Origin of the sequence: Nocardioides jiangsuensis (assembly GCF_019679455.1) — a bacterium.
Lineage (GTDB): Bacteria > Actinomycetota > Actinomycetes > Propionibacteriales > Nocardioidaceae > Nocardioides_C > Nocardioides_C jiangsuensis.
This window is the reverse complement of the sequence record NZ_JAIEZQ010000003.1, coordinates 396,551-412,425: the sequence shown is the minus strand read 5'-3', so window position 1 is coordinate 412,425 and position 15,875 is coordinate 396,551. Positions and strand designations below refer to the sequence as shown.

The following is a 15,875-nucleotide window of genomic DNA, read 5'->3' as shown; positions in this document are numbered from 1 at the left end:
AGCGTACTCAGGCGTCGGCACCGCCGTGCTCGGCGGCCCACTGCTGCTCGAGCACCGCGCGCTCGGCCTTCTCCCGGTCGATCTTGGCGCCGAGGAAGTAGGCGCCCGCCCACAGCGCGCCGAAGATCGCGCCGAGCACGAACATCATCGGGATCACGAACCCGAGCGCGACCGAGGCGGCCTGGACCAGCCAGCCGAGCCCGTAGGCCCAGCGGCGGCGCAGCATCCCCGCGGCCACGACGCAGGCGACGGTGAGGCCCAGACCGACCCACAGGGCGGTGGCCACCGACACGCTGGCCACGCTGATCAGCACCGGCGTGGTCAGCCCGAGGACGACCGCCTGCAGGGTGAGCATCGCGGCGCACATGGACCTCTGGACGGAGCGCATCAGCGACCCTCCCCGGTGCGGGAGCGGTGCGACTCCTCGCGCGCGGCCTCGCGGTCGGCGGCGCGGGAGGTCAGCATGCTGCGAGCCTCGCCGACCGTGATCACCGACCCGGTGACCAGCACGCCGCCGGAGCCGATCGCCTCGCCGTAGACCCCGCCGGCCTCGGCCAGGGTCGCGGCCTTGTCGAGCGCGTCGTCGAGCCGGCGGGCGACGTGGACGCGGTCCACCCCGAAGATGCCGCGGGCGACCTCGGCGAGGTCCTCGGCGGGCATCGACCGCTGCGTGGAGTTCTGCGTGCAGACGATCTCGGCCATCACCGGCTCGAACGCCGCGAGCACGCCCTCGTAGTCCTTGTCCGCCATCACGCCGACCACGCCGATCAGCGGGCTGAAGGTGAAGGAGTCCTGGAGCGCCTCGGCCACCGCGGCGGCGCCGTGCGGGTTGTGGGCGGCGTCGAGCACGATCGTGGGGCTGCGGCGGACCACCTCGAGCCGGCCGGGTGAGGTGACCTGGCCGAACGCCTCGCGGACCAGGTCGGGGTCGAGCGCCTCGTCGCCGGCGAACGCCTCCACCGCCGCCAGGGCGAGCGCGGCGTTCTGGGCCTGGTGGGCGCCGTACAGCGGGAGGAACACCTCGTCGTACTCGCCGCGGAGCCCCTGCAGGTGCAGCATCTGGCCGCCGACCGCGGGCAACCGGTGCACCACCCCGAACTCGAGACCCTCGCGGGCCACGGTGGCGCCGACCTCGGCCGCGCGCTCGAGCAGCACCTCGGTCACCTCGAGCGGCTGCTGGGCCATCACCACGGTCGCGCCCGGCTTGATGATCCCGGCCTTCTCGACGGCGATGTCGGCCGGCGTCTCGCCGAGGTACTGCGCGTGGTCGACGCTGACCGGGGTGATCACCGCGACCCGGCCGTCGGCGACGTTGGTGGCGTCCCAGGCGCCGCCCATGCCCACCTCGACGATCGCGGCGTCGACCGGGGCGTCGGCGAAGGCCGAGTAGGCCATCCCGACGACGGTCTCGAAGAACGACAGCGGGTGCACGCTGTCGCGGTCGACGAGCGCGGCGTACGGCGCCACGTCGTTGAACGCGTGGGTGAACTGCTCCTCGGTCAGCGGGACCCCGTCGAGCGAGATCCGCTCGGTCATCGACTCCACGTGCGGGCTGGTGAACCGGCCGGTGCGCAGCCCGAGCGCGGTGATCAGCGTGTCGATCATCCGCGACGTGCTGGTCTTGCCGTTGGTGCCGGTCAGGTGGATGACCGGGTAGGCCTTCTGCGGGTCGCCGAGCAGGTGGGTGAACGCCTCGACGCGCTCGAGCGTCGGGTCGAGCCTGGTCTCGGGCCAGCGCGCGAGCAGCGCGCGCTCGGCCTCGGCGTAGGTCTCGGCGTGGGTCACCGCGGGGCCGGGCGTGCCGGTGGCCGTGGAGGGTGAGGAGGAGGTGTCAGACATCGCCCTCCGAGTCTACGGGGACCGGCCCGGGTGACCTCGACCGGCGGAGGCGGAACTGAGTCGCCCCGGAAAAGCCGCCACCCGTAAGATTTCGCACCATGGACACCAACCCCGCACAGCCCCCGACCGGAACGACCACCGACGCGACCACGGGCCGCTCGGTCGTCGTACCGGACAGGCCCGCGCTGGAGGGGCTGGAGGACAAGTGGGTCGAGCGCTGGAGCACCGAGGGCACCTACGCGTTCGACCGCTCGAAGGTCCGTGAGCAGGTCTACTCCATCGACACCCCTCCCCCGACGGTCTCCGGGTCGCTCCACGTCGGGCACGTCTTCTCCTACACCCACACCGACCTCATCGCCCGCTTCCAGCGGATGCGCGGCAAGGAGGTCTTCTACCCGATGGGCTGGGACGACAACGGCCTGCCCACCGAGCGCCGGGTGCAGAACTACTTCGGCGTGCGCTGCGACCCCTCGCTCCCCTACGACGCGGACTTCACCCCGCCGGAGAAGCCGGACCCGAAGAAGCAGGTCCCGGTCAGTCGGCAGAACTTCATCGACCTGTGCGAGCAGCTCGTCGAGGAGGACGAGAAGGCCTTCGAGTCGCTGTGGCGCAAGGTCGGCCTGTCCGTGGACTGGAGCCAGACCTACACCACGATCGGCGCGGACGCCCGGATCGCCTCCCAGCGCGCCTTCCTGCGCAACTACGCCCGCGGCGAGGCCTACCAGAGTGACGCCCCGACCCTGTGGGACGTCACCTTCCAGACCGCGGTGGCACAGGCCGAGCTCGAGGCCCGCGAGTACCCCGGCGCCTACCACCGGGTGGCCTTCCACCGCCCCGACGGTGCCCGGGTCCACATCGAGACCACCCGTCCCGAGCTGATCCCGGCCGTGGTCGCGCTGATCGCGCACCCCGACGACGAGCGCTACCGGGACCTCTTCGGCACGACGGTCACGTCGCCGGTGTTCGGCGTGGAGATCCCCGTGCTCGCGCACGCCGCCGCCGAGCCCGACAAGGGCGCCGGCATCGCGATGTGCTGCACCTTCGGTGACCTCACCGACGTGCAGTGGTGGCGCGAGCTGCAGCTGCCGGTGCGCACGGTCGTGGGGCGCGACGGCCGGCTGCTCCGCGAGACCCCGGCGTGGCTGGCGGGGCAGAAGGCCGCGGCGGCGTACGACGACCTGGCCGGCAAGACCACCTTCAGCGCCCGTGAGGCGATGGTGGAGAAGCTCCGGGCCAGCGGGGACCTCGAGGGCGAGCCGAAGAACACGCAGCGGATGGCGAACTTCTACGAGAAGGGCGACAAGCCGCTCGAGATCGTCTCCACCCGGCAGTGGTACCTCAAGAACGGCGGCCGCGACCAGGAGCTCCGCGCCGAGCTCGTCGAGCGGGCCGACGAGATCACCTGGGTGCCGGAGTACATGCGGCACCGGTACACCAACTGGGTCGACGGCCTGAACGGCGACTGGCTGGTCTCGCGACAGCGGTTCTTCGGGATCCCGTTCCCGGTCTGGTACCCGCTCGACGGCGACGGCGAGCCCGACTACGACCACCCGCTGCTGCCGAGCGAGGCGGAGCTGCCCATCGACCCGTCCTCGCAGGCGCCGAGCGGCTACGACGAGGACCAGCGCGGCAAGCCGGGCGGCTTCATCGGCGACCCCGACGTGATGGACACCTGGGCGACCTCGTCGCTGACGCCGCAGATCGTCACCGGCTGGGAGCGCGACCCGGACCTGTTCGAGCGCACCTTCCCGATGGACCTGCGGCCGCAGGCGCACGACATCATCCGCACCTGGCTGTTCGCCACGGTCGTCCGCGCGCACCACGAGAACGGCGTCGTGCCGTGGTCGCACGCCGCGATCTCCGGCTTCGTGGTCGACCCCGACCGCAAGAAGATGAGCAAGTCCAAGGGCAACGTGGTCGTCCCGACCGACATCCTCGACAAGTACGGCGCCGACGCGGTCCGCTGGCGGGCCGCCCTCGCCCGCTCCGGGGCCGACTCGCCCTTCGACGAGACCCAGATGAAGGTCGGCCGTCGCCTCGCGATGAAGGTGCTCAACGCCTCGAAGTTCGTGCTCGGCCTGGGCGCGGTGGAGGCCTCCACCTCCGCGGTCACCGCGCCGGTCGACTGCGCGATGCTCGGCGGCCTGGTCAACGTGGTCACCCGGGCCACGGAGGCGTTCGAGGCCTACGACTACACCACCGCGCTCGAGGTCACCGAGAAGTTCTTCTGGGAGTTCTGCGACGACTACCTCGAGCTGGTCAAGGAGCGGGCGTACGGCGCCCGGGGCGAGGACGCCGCCGCCTCGGCCAGGGCCGCCCTCGCGATCGCGCTGCACGTGCAGCTGCGGCTGCTCGCGCCGTTCCTGCCCTACGTGACCGAGGAGGTCTGGTCGTGGTGGCAGGACGGCACGATCCACCGCCGGCCGTGGCCGACCTCGTCCGACCTCGGCTCCGCGGCCGCGGCCTCCCCGGCCATGCTCGCCGCGGTGGCCGACGTGCTGACGGGGATCCGGGGTGCGAAGTCGCAGGCCAAGGTGAAGATGCGCACCGAGCTGTCGAAGGTGACCGTGAGCGGGCCGGCCGAGGCGCTCGCGCTCGCGGAGCAGGCCGCCGACGACCTCCGCGCCGCCGGCAACGTGGTCGGCGAGCTGGCCATCGAGCCGGGCACCGGCAGCGAGATCACCGTGGCCGCGGAGATCGCCCCGCAGCCCGAGCAGCCCGCCTAGTCCGCGGGATCCGCCCGGGTCGTCCGTGCCGGCGTGCGCCATAGCGCACGTGGGCACGGACGACCGGGCGCGGTCAGCCCTGGTTCAGCCAGCGCTCGAAGGCCTCGAACGTGTACGGGCGGCCGAGGAAGTCCTCGACGAGGTCCGCGGCGTCCCGGCTGCCTCCGGCGGCGAGCACCCGGTCGCGGTACCGGTGCGCCACCTCGGGCGCGAACAGGTCGTCCTCGTCGAAGGCCGAGAACAGGTCCTTGGCGATCACCAGGCTCCACATGTACGTGTAGTACGCCGAGGTGTACCCCTCGAGATGACCGAACGACGCGTGGAAGTGCGTGCCGGGCACGTAGCTGAACACGTCGTACCGGCCCTGGAGCTCCCGCACGAGCGCCGTGGTGTCCTCGGGGACGGCGTGGTGGATCGTGTAGGACAGCGCGGCGTAGAACATCTGCGTGCGGGCCTGGTAGCCCTTGCCGAACTCGTCGGCCTTCCGCATCTTCGCGACCAGCTCGGCCGGGATCGGCTCCCCCGCCTCGTTGGTCGCGAACGACTGGAGGACGGTCGCGTCCCAGGCCCACTCCTCGAGCATCTGCGAGGGCGCCTCGACGAAGTCCCACTCGGTGGCGACCCCCGAGAACCGGGCCCAGGCGTGCCGTCCGGCGAGCACGTGGTGCACCAGGTGGCCGAACTCGTGGAACAGCGTCACCACGTCGTCGTGCTCCATCAGCCCGCGCGGGAAGTTGCAGACCAGCACGCCCTCGGCGAGCTGGCGGTCCGCGACGCCAGGCACCAGGTCGAACTGGGCGGCGTGCTTGTACTTGCCCTCCCGCGGGTGCAGGTCGAGGTAGATCCGGCCCAGGTCCTGGTCGTCGTCGGTGCGCACGTCGTAGACCGCGACGTCCTCGTGCCAGCGCGGCGCGTCCGGCACCGGGGTGTACTCCAGGCCGAACAGCCGGCCGGTCACGTCGAGCAGGCCGGCGCGGACCTTGGCGAAGTCGAAGTAGGCGCGCACCTGCTGGGCGTCGACGTCGAAGTTCTCCTTGCGGATCACCTCGCCGTAGTAGGCCTTGTCGGTGGAGTCCACCGCGGCCGCGTCGGGGTGGTCCCTCCGCAGCCGGGCCAGCAGCACGTCGTAGTCGCGGCGGGCCGACTCCTCGGCGGCGTCGGTGATCTTGTCGACGAACTCGATGATGTCCGGCCCCTTGCCGATCATCTTGACCTCGGCGTCGTAGCTGGGCCAGTCGGCGTAGCCGAGCAGCCGGGCGTGCTCGTCGCGGAGCCTCAGCAGCTCCACCAGCAGCGCGTCGTTGTCCGGCCAGGCGCGGTTGAGGAACGCCCGGAGCAGCTCGGCGCGGGCCTCCCGGTCCTCGGCGAAGGTCATGAACGGCACGTAGTCGGGGTAGTCGGTGGTGACCGTGACCGTCCCGTCCTCGGCGACCGGGTGGCCCTCGACGTAGTCGGCGGGCAGCCCCGCGAGCCGGGAGGGCTCGAGTACGACGCTGCGCACGTCGTCGCGGATGTTCTTGGAGAACTCCTGGGCGAGCTCGGTCTCCCGCTCCGCCATCGCCCGGATCCGCTCGCGGACCGACTCGTCCTGGTCGACGCCGGCCCGGCGGAAGTCTCGTAGGGAGAGCTCGAGGACCCGGCCCGCCCCCGCGTCGAGGCCCGAGGGGTCGACGGCGGCGAGGACGTCGTACAAGGCACGGTCCAGGCCCATCTCGGTGAGCAGCCGGTGCGCCTCCTGCTCCCCCTTCTCGGCCCGGGTGCGGACCGACTCGTCGGGGTGCACCTGCGACATCAGCGAGGAGACCGCGAAGGCGTTCCCGAGGGCCAGGCTGGCGTCGTTCCACAGCCCGAGCACGCCGTCGGCGTCGTCGGGGGGCGAGGTCTTCAGCCGGTCGACGAGCTCGCGGGCCCGGGCCAGCTGCTCGTCGCAGCGCTGGGCGAACCAGGGCTCCCAGGCGGAGGAGTCGGTGGGGAGGTCGAGAGGGCGCGGTGTCGTCGTCACCCCGCCGACTCTAGCCAGCCGGGTGAGGGTCCTCGACCGTTTTCCGTCAGCGTGCGTGCGGGTGGGCGGGATGCCCCGGGCGTCCGGACCGGGCCGCCGCCGGGAGGGACGTCCCCCGGGCGGCGAGCACGGCGGAGGCGACCTCGCGGGGCGCCATCGCCTCGCTGCTCCCCCTCGACGGCTGGTGCGACCGGGTGGACCGGTCGGCGCGGGCCCCGTGGGCCTGCTCGGTAGGACGGGCGACGTACGCGCGGGACGGGGTCGCGTGTGGCTTCGCCGGCTCGACGACCGCGGCGGCGCGAGCCTTCCCCGGGGCGGGACGCAGGGCGGTGCCGCGCGCCCGCGGGGTGTCCGACTCCTGCTCTCGTTCCGCCGACGGAGCGGCGGGGAAGGCGGGAGCGGCCGGCCCGACGGGCCGGTCGGCCGCGGGGACCTCGGAGGTCTCGGTGGACCGGACGCCGTCGACCAGCACGGCGGCGGGCTCGACGGGCGGCTGCGGCGCGGTCTCGGGGTGCGGGACCGTGCCCCGGACCAGCTGGGTGACGGCTCCGATGTCGGTGGCGAGGTAGCGGCCGACGCCGGCATCGGCCCGCTGGGTGACCACGACGGAGACGGCCAGGATCGCCAGGACGACGAAGGCCATGACCGGCCTGCGGTGTTCTGCGCTCATGACTCGACTCCCGAGACGAGAAAGGTGGAAACTCCCGTCCAATGGTCTCCGCTCAGCGGAGCACATGTCTCACAAACGCGGAAACCGGGACATAACCCGCGTCACATCATGAACCTGACCAGACCGAGAAGACGGTCAGACCGATCGAAGCGCCCGCAACCGACACGAAGCCCGGCCGCGCGGCGCACGCGCCGGGGCCGGGCAGGGGTGCCGCTCAGGCGGACTTCTTCTTCTTGCTCTCCGCCTCGCGGGGCACCAGCGTCGGGTTCACGTTGTCGCTGACGACCTCGCCGGTGACGACCACCTTCGCGACGTCCTCGCGCGAGGGCACGTCGTACATCACGTGGAGGAGAACCTCCTCGATGATGGCGCGCAGCCCACGGGCACCGGTCCCCCGCACCATGGCGAGGTCGGCGACCGCGTCGACGGCGTCGGTGGTGAACTCGAGCTCGACCCCGTCGATCTCGAAGAGCTTCTGGTACTGCTTCACGAGCGCGTTGCGCGGCTCGGTGAGGATCTGCACGAGCGCCTCGCGGTTGAGCTTGTCGACCGTGGCGATCACCGGCAGCCGGCCGATGAACTCGGGGATCAGGCCGAACTTCAGCAGGTCCTCGGGCATGACCTCCGAGAAGATCTTCTCCATGTCACGCTCCTCCGCGGTGGGGAGCTGCGCGCCGAAGCCGAGGGTCTTCTTGCCGATCCGCTGCTCGACGATGTGCTCGAGCCCCGCGAAGGCACCGCCCACGATGAACAGGATGTTCGTCGTGTCGATCTGGATGAACTCCTGGTGCGGGTGCTTCCGGCCGCCCTGCGGCGGCACCGAGGCGGTGGTGCCCTCGAGGATCTTCAGCAGCGCCTGCTGCACGCCCTCGCCGGAGACGTCGCGGGTGATCGAGGGGTTCTCCGCCTTGCGGGCGACCTTGTCGATCTCGTCGATGTAGATGATGCCGGTCTCGGCCTTCTTGACGTCGTAGTCCGCGGCCTGGATCAGCTTGAGGAGGATGTTCTCGACGTCCTCGCCGACGTAGCCGGCCTCGGTGAGCGCGGTGGCGTCCGCGATCGCGAAGGGGACGTTCAGCATCCGCGCGAGGGTCTGCGCGAGATAGGTCTTGCCGCAGCCGGTGGGGCCGATCACCAGGATGTTGGACTTGGCCAGCTCCACGGCGTCGTCGGACTTGTGCCGCCCGGTGGCCACGCCCACGCCGGCCTGGACCCGCTTGTAGTGGTTGTAGACCGCGACCGCGAGCGACTTCTTCGCGGTCTCCTGGCCGATCACGTAGGAGTTGAGGAAGTCGAAGATCTCCCGCGGCTTGGGCAGCTCCTCGAGGCCTACCTCGGTGCCCTCGCTGAGCTCTTCCTCGATGATCTCGTTACAGAGGTCGATGCACTCGTCGCAGATGTACACACCTGGTCCTGCGATCAGCTTCTTGACCTGCTTCTGGCTCTTCCCGCAGAAAGAGCACTTCAACAGGTCTCCTCCGTCACCGATGCGTGCCACAGGCGACGACTCCTTAGATCGGGCCGACGGTTCCCAACGAACCGTCGGCGCACACTACTGGTCCAGCTCTTTGCTCAAACTCGAAGGTACCCCGTCACGCCCCCAAATGGGATGGGGACACGGCGAGTCCTCCCGGCGGCCGGGCCGGTGTCCCCGCGATCCTCCCGCACGGACACCGCCCCCGACCGGACGCTCAGCGCCCGGTGCCTCCGCCGACCGAGAGCGTGGCCTTGCGCGACTCCAGGACCGCGTCGATCAGGCCGTACTCGACCGCGGCGTCCGCGGTCAGGATCTTGTCGCGCTCGATGTCGTGGCTCACGGTCGCCTGGTCCTTGCCCGTGTGCTCGGCGATCATCGTCTCCAGCAGCTCGCGCATCCGCAGGATCTCGTTGGCCTGGATCTCGATGTCGGAGGTCTGGCCGTACGACCCCTCGGTGTAGGGCTGGTGGATCAGGATCCGGCTGTTCGGCAGCGCCATCCGCTTGCCCGGCGCGCCCGCGGCGAGCAGGATCGCGGCCGCGGAGGCCGCCTGGCCCAGGCAGACGGTCTGGACGTCGGGCTTGACGAACCGCATCGTGTCGTAGATCGCGGTCAGCGCCGTGAACGAGCCGCCGGGGCTGTTGATGTAGAGGGTGATGTCGCGCTCGGGGTCCATCGACTCCAGGCACAGGATCTGCGCCATCACCGCGTTGGCGATGTCGTCGGAGATCGGGGTGCCGAGGAAGATGATCCGGTCCTCGAACAGCTTCGCGTAGGGGTCGATCCGGCGGACGCCGTACGACGTGCGCTCCTCCCACTGCGGGATGTAGTAGTTCATGTTCGGCGAGGCCGTCTCACTCGCGCGCCCGGTGCTGGCGAGACCGGGAATGTGGGTGCTGCTCATGTCGTGTCCGCTCCCTTTCCTGGTCACTTCTTCGCCGCGGGGCGGCCCTGGTCGGCGACCTGGCCGGCGCTCGCGACGACCTTGTCGATAAAGCCGTACTCGAGCGCCTGGTCGGCGGTGAACCAGCGGTCGCGGTCGGCGTCCTGCTCGACCTGGTCGAGGGACTGGCCGGTGTGCTGGCTGATCAGGCGGAACAGCACGTGCTTGATGTGCAGCGACTGCTGCGCCTGTATCTTGATGTCCGACGCGGAGCCGCCCATGCCGCCGGACGGCTGGTGCATCATGATCCGCGCGTGCGGGAGCGCGTAGCGCTTGCCCGCGGCACCGGCGCAGAGCAGGAACTGGCCCATCGACGCGGCGAGGCCCATGCCGACCGTGGCCACGTCGTTGGAGATGTAGTTCATCGTGTCGTAGATCGCCATGCCGGCGTCGACCGAGCCACCCGGGCTGTTGATGTACAGGAAGATGTCGGCGTCGGGGTCCTCCGCGTTGAGCAGGAGCATCTGCGCGCAGATCGCGTTGGCGTTCTGGTCGCGCACCTCCGAGCCGAGGAAGACGATCCGCTCCTTGAGCAGACGCTGGTAGATGTGGTCGTCGAGCCCGTACGACGCGCCGCCACCGTTCATCTGGGGACCTGGGGTCAGGCTAGGAGTCTCATTCACGTCCCCGACCCTAGCCGGAACCTCCCCCACTTCCACGAGCAATCCCCCTGTGTTCGCCCACAGCGGACTCGGGTCGTCCGGGCACGGCGCCCACTACGCTGCGCGGGTGACCGTGACACCGCGCCTGCGCCCCGCCGTCCGCGCCTTCCTGCTCGACCCCGAGGACCGGGTGCTGCTGGCCCGCTACGAGTTCCCCGGCGTCGACGTGTGGTGCGCGCCCGGCGGCGGGGTCGACGACGGCGAGGACCCGGTCGAGGCGCTGGCCCGCGAGCTGCTGGAGGAGGTCGGCCTGGATCTCGGCGCGCACGACGTCGGGCCGTGCGTGGCGCACCGGACCCACCACTTCGAGATGCCGGGGTACGACGGGCAGGAGGAGTGGTTCCACCTCGTCCGCTGCGACCGCTTCGAGCCCCGGGGCAGCTTCACCGCCGAGGAGCTGCGGGCGGAGAACCTGCACGGCTTCCGCTGGTGGAGCGTCGCGGAGCTGCACGCCGAGCTGACCGCCGTACCCGAGGGCGAGGAGGTGGTGCCCACGGACGGGGCGCGCCTCACGGTCGCCGGGCCGCGCAACCTGGCGACGGTGCTGGAACGGTGGCTGCGCGACGGCGTGCCCAGCGACGTGGTCGAGCTGGACGTCTGAACTCCCCCGGCCCGGCTCACCGCGGGCCGACCGCCGGTTCAGCCGCGCTCGACGGCGCCCTTGATCCGCTCCAGGGTGGTGCGGATGCCGGCGGCGAGCTCCTCGTCGTGGCCGACCGCTCCCCCGATCAGCGGGGCCATCACGGTCGTGCCGACGCTGAACCGCGGCAGCTCGCGTCGTCCGGTCAGCCGGGTCCCGACCGCGGTCGGCTCGAGCTCGTAGCTCCAGGTGGCGCCGCTCTCGCGGGTCCTCCACGCGACCGCGCGGGCCGGGTCGAAGCGCACCACCGTCGACGTCGTCGGCCACACGGCCCAGCCGCGCCGGTTGAGGCCGAGCAGCCGGGTGCCCACGCCTGAGCGCTTGGAGCCCAGCACGATGATCCGCCGGCACTCCGGGCTCCACTCGCTCATCCGCGTCACGTCGGAGACCGTCTCCCAGACGGTGGCGGGCGAGGCGGCGACCTCGACGGAGGCGCTGATCGGCAGGGGCTGGTTCATGGGTCTCCTCGTGCGGGCGTGCTGGGGGCGGGCGGGTCACGGCCGGGCGGCCGGGCAGGGAGCGTGTTGTCGGCGGGAGGTGCGGCTCAGGCGAGCCAGCCGCGGAGGGCGTCGTACACGTCGGGGTGGTTGAGCAGGCCGAAGTGCCCGGTGCCGGGCACGTGCAGCACGTCGGCGTCGGGGAACATCGGACGGCCGCGCCGGGGCGTGCCCACCGCGGACGGGTAGCGCACGAGCAGGTCGCCGAGCACCTCGCTGACCGGGTGCCGGTGCGAGCCGGCCAACGTGGCGGCCACGAGGTGGTAGCGGGCGTTCGGGAGCGCCTGGACATCGGCGGCCAGGCCCTGGCGCAGGTTCAGGATGCCCACGCTGCGGAAGTCCAGGATCCGCCCGATCGGCGCCGACTCGGGCAGCGCGCCAAGCACCCGGGAGCCGGCGTGCACGACCCGCTCCAAGGGCGCGCCGAGGTGCGGGGTGCCCAGGGTCACCACGTTGGTGACGCGCAGCGTCCACGGCTCGGCGGCCTCGGTGACGACGGCGCAGGCTGCCCGCATGATGAGCCCGCCCATGGAGTGACCCACGAGCGCGATCCGGCGGACCCGGGTGGGCCAGGCGGCGACGAGCTCCTCGAGGAGCGAAGCCAGCGCGACGCCGTTCTCCGCGATCGGGAGACCGGTGTTCGCGCGCAGCCGTACCGGCGTCCACGTCGTCTCGTCGCCCAGCCGGGAGTCGTAGGTGCCTCCGACCTCGTCGCGGCGCAGGTCCCAGGAGTCGTCGTTCTCCCCCAGCCCGTGCAGGAAGACCGCGACGTCGCCGGTGGCGGCCGGGAAGGCCGCGGCGAGGGCGTCACGGTCGAGGGGTACGTCGCGGCCGTCGCGCCGCACCGCCATCGGGATGGCCAGCTCGGGCTGCTCGTCGCGGAGCCGGTCGCCGATCAGGCCGTTCACCGCGGAGAGCACCTGCCGCCCGCCGCGGCCCTCCTGGAGCCGGGGTCCGATGCCCTGCCGCTCGACGGCGCGCAGCCCCGCGCTGGCCGCCTTGAGGCCGGCGCCCAGGCCGCCGTACACGGTGGAGGAGATGCCGTCGTGCAGGGCCTGCGGCAGGCGGGCCGAGCCGCCGGTGGCGCGGTTCGTGAGCGCGAAGACGCGCCGGGCCACGGCGCCGTGCACGTCGCGGACGGTGCCGAGGACCAGGTCCTCCGCGTAGTCACCCGCGAGCGCCGCCGCGCCGGCCACTCCTACCTCACGCGGCCCGCGGGTGCCGCCGGTTTCGGGACGAGACGTCCTGGTCTGGCTCACCGGGCAAGTGTCGGCGGCATACCTCCGGTATGTCAACGTCCGTGTCGCGGGTCGTCACGGGCCGCCCGGCAACGCGACGGGCGCGCCACCTCGACACAGCGGTGTCGTGGTGACGCGCCCGGCGTCGGAGCGATGCTGCGGGATCAGGACTCGGCGGACTTCTCCGCGTCGTCCTCGGTGCTCTCCGCGGTCTCCGCGGAGGGCTCGGCGATGGAGCCGTCGGGCTGCAGGTTCTTGAGCTCGACGTGGTTGCCGGACTCGTCGGTGACCTTCGCGGACTCGACGATGGTGGCCAGCGCCTTGCCCCGGACGACCTCGGAGACCATCTCGGGGATGTGGTTGTGCTCGACCATGTGCTTGGCGAACTCGTTGGGGTCCTGGCCGGACTGCTGCGCACGACGGAAGAGGTGCTCGGACAGCTCCTGCTGCTCGACGCCGATCTCTTCCTTCTTCGCGACCTCGTCGAGGATGAACTGCGCCGCGACGGCGTCGCGGACCCGCTGCGCGAGGTCAGTCTCGAACTCCTCGGCGGTCTGGCCCTCGGACTCGAGGTACTGCTCCATGGTCATGCCGGCGTACATCAGCTGCTGCTCGATGTTCTCGCGGCGGGCCTGGAGCTCGGAGTCGACCACGGCGTCGGGGAGCGGGATCTCGACGAGGTCGAGGACCTTCTCGAGGACGGCGTCGCGCGCGGCGGCCGCCTGCTCGAGGCGCTTGCCGCGCTGGAGACGGGTTCGGACGTCCTCGGTCAGCTCGGCCACGGTGTCGAACTCGGAGGCGGTCTGCGCGAAGTCGTCGTCGAGCTCGGGGAGCTCCTGCTCCTTCACGGCGCTGACCTTGACCTCGACGTCGACGTCCTCGCCGAGGGCGTCGCCGCCCACGAGCTGCGAGGAGAAGGTCTTCTCGTCGCCGGCCTTCATGCCGGCGAGGGCCTCGTCGAGCCCGTCGAGCATGCCGCCGCGGCCGATCTGGTAGCTCATCCCGCTGACCTCGGCGCCCTCGACGACCTCGCCGTCCTTGCTGGCCTTGAGGTCGATCACGACGAAGTCGCCGTCGGCGGCCTCCCGCTCGACCTCGTTGAGGGTGGCGAAGCGCTCGCGCAGGTTCTTGACCTGCTCCTCGACGTCCTCGTCGGTCACCGCGACGTCGTCGACGGTCACCTCGAGCCCGTCGTACTCGGGCAGCGTGATCTCGGGGCGTACGTCGACCTCAGCACTGAACTCGAGGGTCTCGTTGTCCTCGAACTTGGTGATCTCGATCTCCGGCTGCGCGAGCGGCTGGAGGTCGGCCTCCTGCAGGGCCTGCACGTAGAGCTGCGGCAGGGCGTTGTTGATCGCCTCGTCGAGCACCGCGGCCCGGCCGACCTGACGGTCGATGACCATCGGGGGGACCTTGCCCTTGCGGAAGCCGGGGACGTTGATCTGCTGAGCGATCTTCTTGTACGCCGCGTCGAGGCTCGGCTTGAGCTCCTCGAAGGGCACCTCGACGGTGAGCTTGGCCCGGGTGGGGCTCAAAGTCTCGACGGCGCTCTTCACAGGTGTTCTCCTCAAATATGTATGCAGTGTTCTGACAGGTGGTGACGGTCGTGCTCGGGGCGGGCACACTCACCGACCTTCTGGCCGGTCCGTGAGCGCGGTCGGGGCGACAGGACTCGAACCTGCGATCTCCTGCTCCCAAAGCAGGCGCGCTAGCCACTACGCTACGCCCCGGTGGATAACCCACGGGAGTCTAGTGGACGAGCCCCTGCTCGCCGTAATCGCGCCCGGGGCGCGAAACCGCCGCGGTCGATTGGTACCGGACATTTGTCCTGTGGCACGATTGACCCGCGCCGACCGGGTCGAACCCGGCGGTCTCGCGGATGTAGCTCAATGGTAGAGCCCTAGTCTTCCAAACTAGCTACGCGGGTTCGATTCCCGTCATCCGCTCCGAAGACGCCCCGGTCCCCCAGAGCCCGGGGCGTTCGTCGTCTCCGGCCGCGGTCCGGGACGCTCAGCGGCGGTGCAGCAGGAACAGCGCGCGGTCGTCGTTCATCGACTCGAGCTCGTCGATCAGCCGGTTCGCGCCCTGCTCGAAGCCGAGCCGGAGCAGCCGCTCCCCCTGCCCGAGCAGCTTGTCGATGCCGAGCGAGATGTCGCGCTGCGGGGTCTCGACCAGCCCGTCGGTGAACATCAGCAGCGCGTCGCCGCGGCGCAGGACGCCCGTGACCGTCGTGAAGTCGGCGTCGCGCATGAGCCCGAGCACCGGACCCTCGGTCTCGTGCACGCCCCACCGGCCGGAGCCTGCGAAGAGCTGGACCGCGGGCGGATGGCCGGCCGAGCGGAGCTCGAACGCGCCCGTGCGCAGGTCGAGGGAGAGGTGTACGGCGGTCGCGAACCCCTCGCTCCAGTCCTGGCGGAGCAGGTAGTCGTTCGCGGCGGGCAGGAACTGCTCCGGGGGCAGCGCGCCGAGCAGGCCGCCGAAGGAGCCGGAGAGCAGCAGGGACCGGGTGCCGGCCTGCTCGCCCTTCCCGGACACGTCGACCACGGCGACCTCGAGCTTCTCGTCGTCGTGGGACTTGCTCGCCACGATGAAGTCACCGGCGAACGACGAGCCGCCCGCCGAGCGCATCACGGCCTCGGAGTACCAGCCCCCGGGGAGGTCGGGGATGTTGCTCTGCTTGCTGATCCGCTCGCGCAGGTCGACCAGCATCGACTCGCCGCGGGAGCCCGCGACGCCGAGCTGGGAGCGGCGGAAGGAGGAGATCAGGATGATCAGCCCGACCACGAAGCAGATCACGATGCCGCCCACGCGACGCTCGTCGATCTCGTCCTCGGCCACCGCGAGCACCAGCATGCCGAGGGTCGCCACCACGAACCACGGCAGCGTCCGCGGCCCGAGGAGCTGGTTGGCGAGCACCATCGGCACGACCAGGAGGGTCACCGGGACGATCACGTCGGTGACCGCCACGGCGTAGGCCGCCACCGCGCTCAGGACCCCGAGCGTGATCACCCAGGACAGCTCGGAGTAGCGCAGCCGTCGCCAGGCCCGGCTCCAACGACGGCTCAGCTGGCGCGCGGGGAGGCGGGCCGGCCGGCCGGTGTGCGGAGCTGCAACCACAGGGGCACCTTAGTGTCGTCGGGCGGGGGCGGGCAGGAGGTCGGGACAAGGGTACGGGTGCCCG

Annotated in this window: 13 protein-coding genes and 2 tRNA genes; 3 read left to right on the top strand and 12 right to left on the bottom strand. The window is 71.3% G+C overall.

Features of this window, described 5'->3' with window-relative positions:
* Nucleotides 1-7 precede the first annotated feature (7 nt).
* Both K1X13_RS17890 and K1X13_RS17885 read right to left on the bottom strand, forming a co-directional pair.
* The gene (locus tag K1X13_RS17890) at nucleotides 8-388 is read right to left on the bottom strand and encodes a DUF4233 domain-containing protein (protein ID WP_221026493.1); all 381 of its coding nucleotides are present in this window, start codon (nucleotides 386-388) and stop codon (nucleotides 8-10) included.
* On the bottom strand, nucleotides 388-1,839 hold the full coding sequence (locus K1X13_RS17885) for a bifunctional folylpolyglutamate synthase/dihydrofolate synthase (protein WP_221026492.1): 1,452 nt from the start codon (nucleotides 1,837-1,839) through the stop codon (nucleotides 388-390). The genes K1X13_RS17890 and K1X13_RS17885 overlap by 1 nt, the downstream gene beginning before the upstream one ends.
* Nucleotides 1,840-1,937: 98 nt before the next feature.
* Here K1X13_RS17885 and valS point away from each other — a divergent pair, with 98 nt between their 5' ends.
* On the top strand, nucleotides 1,938-4,565 hold the full coding sequence (gene valS / locus K1X13_RS17880; RefSeq protein WP_221026491.1) for a valine--tRNA ligase: 2,628 nt from the start codon (nucleotides 1,938-1,940) through the stop codon (nucleotides 4,563-4,565).
* Between the two features lie 73 nt (nucleotides 4,566-4,638).
* On the opposite strand, the gene K1X13_RS19255 is transcribed toward valS, so the two are convergent.
* From K1X13_RS19255 to K1X13_RS17860, 5 genes are all read right to left on the bottom strand, one after another.
* The gene (locus K1X13_RS19255) at nucleotides 4,639-6,567 is read right to left on the bottom strand and encodes a M3 family metallopeptidase (RefSeq protein ID WP_308249626.1); all 1,929 of its coding nucleotides are present in this window, start codon (nucleotides 6,565-6,567) and stop codon (nucleotides 4,639-4,641) included.
* 46 nt (nucleotides 6,568-6,613) lie between these two features.
* On the bottom strand, nucleotides 6,614-7,237 hold the full coding sequence (locus K1X13_RS19250; RefSeq protein ID WP_225915342.1) for a hypothetical protein: 624 nt from the start codon (nucleotides 7,235-7,237) through the stop codon (nucleotides 6,614-6,616).
* 214 nt (nucleotides 7,238-7,451) lie between these two features.
* Nucleotides 7,452-8,735, bottom strand: coding sequence for an ATP-dependent Clp protease ATP-binding subunit ClpX (gene clpX / locus K1X13_RS17870; protein WP_221026489.1), 1,284 nt, complete (start codon nucleotides 8,733-8,735; stop codon nucleotides 7,452-7,454).
* Between the two features lie 193 nt (nucleotides 8,736-8,928).
* A complete protein-coding gene (locus K1X13_RS17865; RefSeq protein WP_221026488.1) occupies nucleotides 8,929-9,618 on the bottom strand; it encodes an ATP-dependent Clp protease proteolytic subunit in 690 nt (229 codons plus the stop codon).
* Nucleotides 9,619-9,641: 23 nt separating this feature from the next.
* A complete protein-coding gene (locus tag K1X13_RS17860) occupies nucleotides 9,642-10,244 on the bottom strand; it encodes an ATP-dependent Clp protease proteolytic subunit (protein WP_221026709.1) in 603 nt (200 codons plus the stop codon).
* Between the two features lie 142 nt (nucleotides 10,245-10,386).
* Here K1X13_RS17860 and K1X13_RS17855 point away from each other — a divergent pair, with 142 nt between their 5' ends.
* Entirely contained in the window at nucleotides 10,387-10,920 is a 534-nt protein-coding gene (locus K1X13_RS17855) for an NUDIX hydrolase (protein WP_221026487.1), read from the top strand.
* A gap of 38 nt (nucleotides 10,921-10,958) precedes the next feature.
* Here the strand turns inward: K1X13_RS17855 and K1X13_RS17850 are convergent, their stop codons facing one another.
* From K1X13_RS17850 to K1X13_RS17835, 4 genes are all read right to left on the bottom strand, one after another.
* On the bottom strand, nucleotides 10,959-11,417 hold the full coding sequence (locus K1X13_RS17850; RefSeq protein ID WP_221026486.1) for an SRPBCC family protein: 459 nt from the start codon (nucleotides 11,415-11,417) through the stop codon (nucleotides 10,959-10,961).
* Nucleotides 11,418-11,503: 86 nt separating this feature from the next.
* Nucleotides 11,504-12,715: a lipase family alpha/beta hydrolase gene (locus tag K1X13_RS17845; protein WP_221026485.1), complete on the bottom strand. Its 1,212-nt coding sequence runs from the start codon at nucleotides 12,713-12,715 to the stop codon at nucleotides 11,504-11,506.
* 143 nt (nucleotides 12,716-12,858) lie between these two features.
* The gene (tig, locus tag K1X13_RS17840) at nucleotides 12,859-14,250 is read right to left on the bottom strand and encodes a trigger factor (RefSeq protein ID WP_221026484.1); all 1,392 of its coding nucleotides are present in this window, start codon (nucleotides 14,248-14,250) and stop codon (nucleotides 12,859-12,861) included.
* 101 nt (nucleotides 14,251-14,351) lie between these two features.
* Nucleotides 14,352-14,424: transfer RNA gene (locus K1X13_RS17835), tRNA-Pro, on the bottom strand.
* Nucleotides 14,425-14,569: 145 nt separating this feature from the next.
* Here K1X13_RS17835 and K1X13_RS17830 point away from each other — a divergent pair.
* Nucleotides 14,570-14,640: transfer RNA gene (locus K1X13_RS17830), tRNA-Gly, on the top strand.
* Nucleotides 14,641-14,704: 64 nt separating this feature from the next.
* Here K1X13_RS17830 and K1X13_RS17825 read toward each other — a convergent pair.
* On the bottom strand, nucleotides 14,705-15,811 hold the full coding sequence (locus K1X13_RS17825) for a PP2C family protein-serine/threonine phosphatase (RefSeq protein WP_308249625.1): 1,107 nt from the start codon (nucleotides 15,809-15,811) through the stop codon (nucleotides 14,705-14,707).
* Between the last annotated feature and the right edge of the window lie 64 nt (nucleotides 15,812-15,875).

What these genes read in the sequence shown, in the direction of transcription:
- K1X13_RS17890 (WP_221026493.1), bottom strand. Translation starts at nt 388, where the DNA reads ATGCGCTCCGTCCAGAGGTCCATGTGCGCCGCGATGCTCACCCTGCAG.
- K1X13_RS17885 (WP_221026492.1), bottom strand. Translation starts at nt 1,839, where the DNA reads ATGTCTGACACCTCCTCCTCACCCTCCACGGCCACCGGCACGCCCGGC.
- valS (WP_221026491.1), top strand. Translation starts at nt 1,938, where the DNA reads ATGGACACCAACCCCGCACAGCCCCCGACCGGAACGACCACCGACGCG.
- K1X13_RS19250 (WP_225915342.1), bottom strand. Translation starts at nt 7,237, where the DNA reads ATGAGCGCAGAACACCGCAGGCCGGTCATGGCCTTCGTCGTCCTGGCG.
- K1X13_RS17865 (WP_221026488.1), bottom strand. Translation starts at nt 9,618, where the DNA reads ATGAGCAGCACCCACATTCCCGGTCTCGCCAGCACCGGGCGCGCGAGT.
- K1X13_RS17860 (WP_221026709.1), bottom strand. Translation starts at nt 10,244, where the DNA reads ATGAACGGTGGCGGCGCGTCGTACGGGCTCGACGACCACATCTACCAG.
- K1X13_RS17850 (WP_221026486.1), bottom strand. Translation starts at nt 11,417, where the DNA reads ATGAACCAGCCCCTGCCGATCAGCGCCTCCGTCGAGGTCGCCGCCTCG.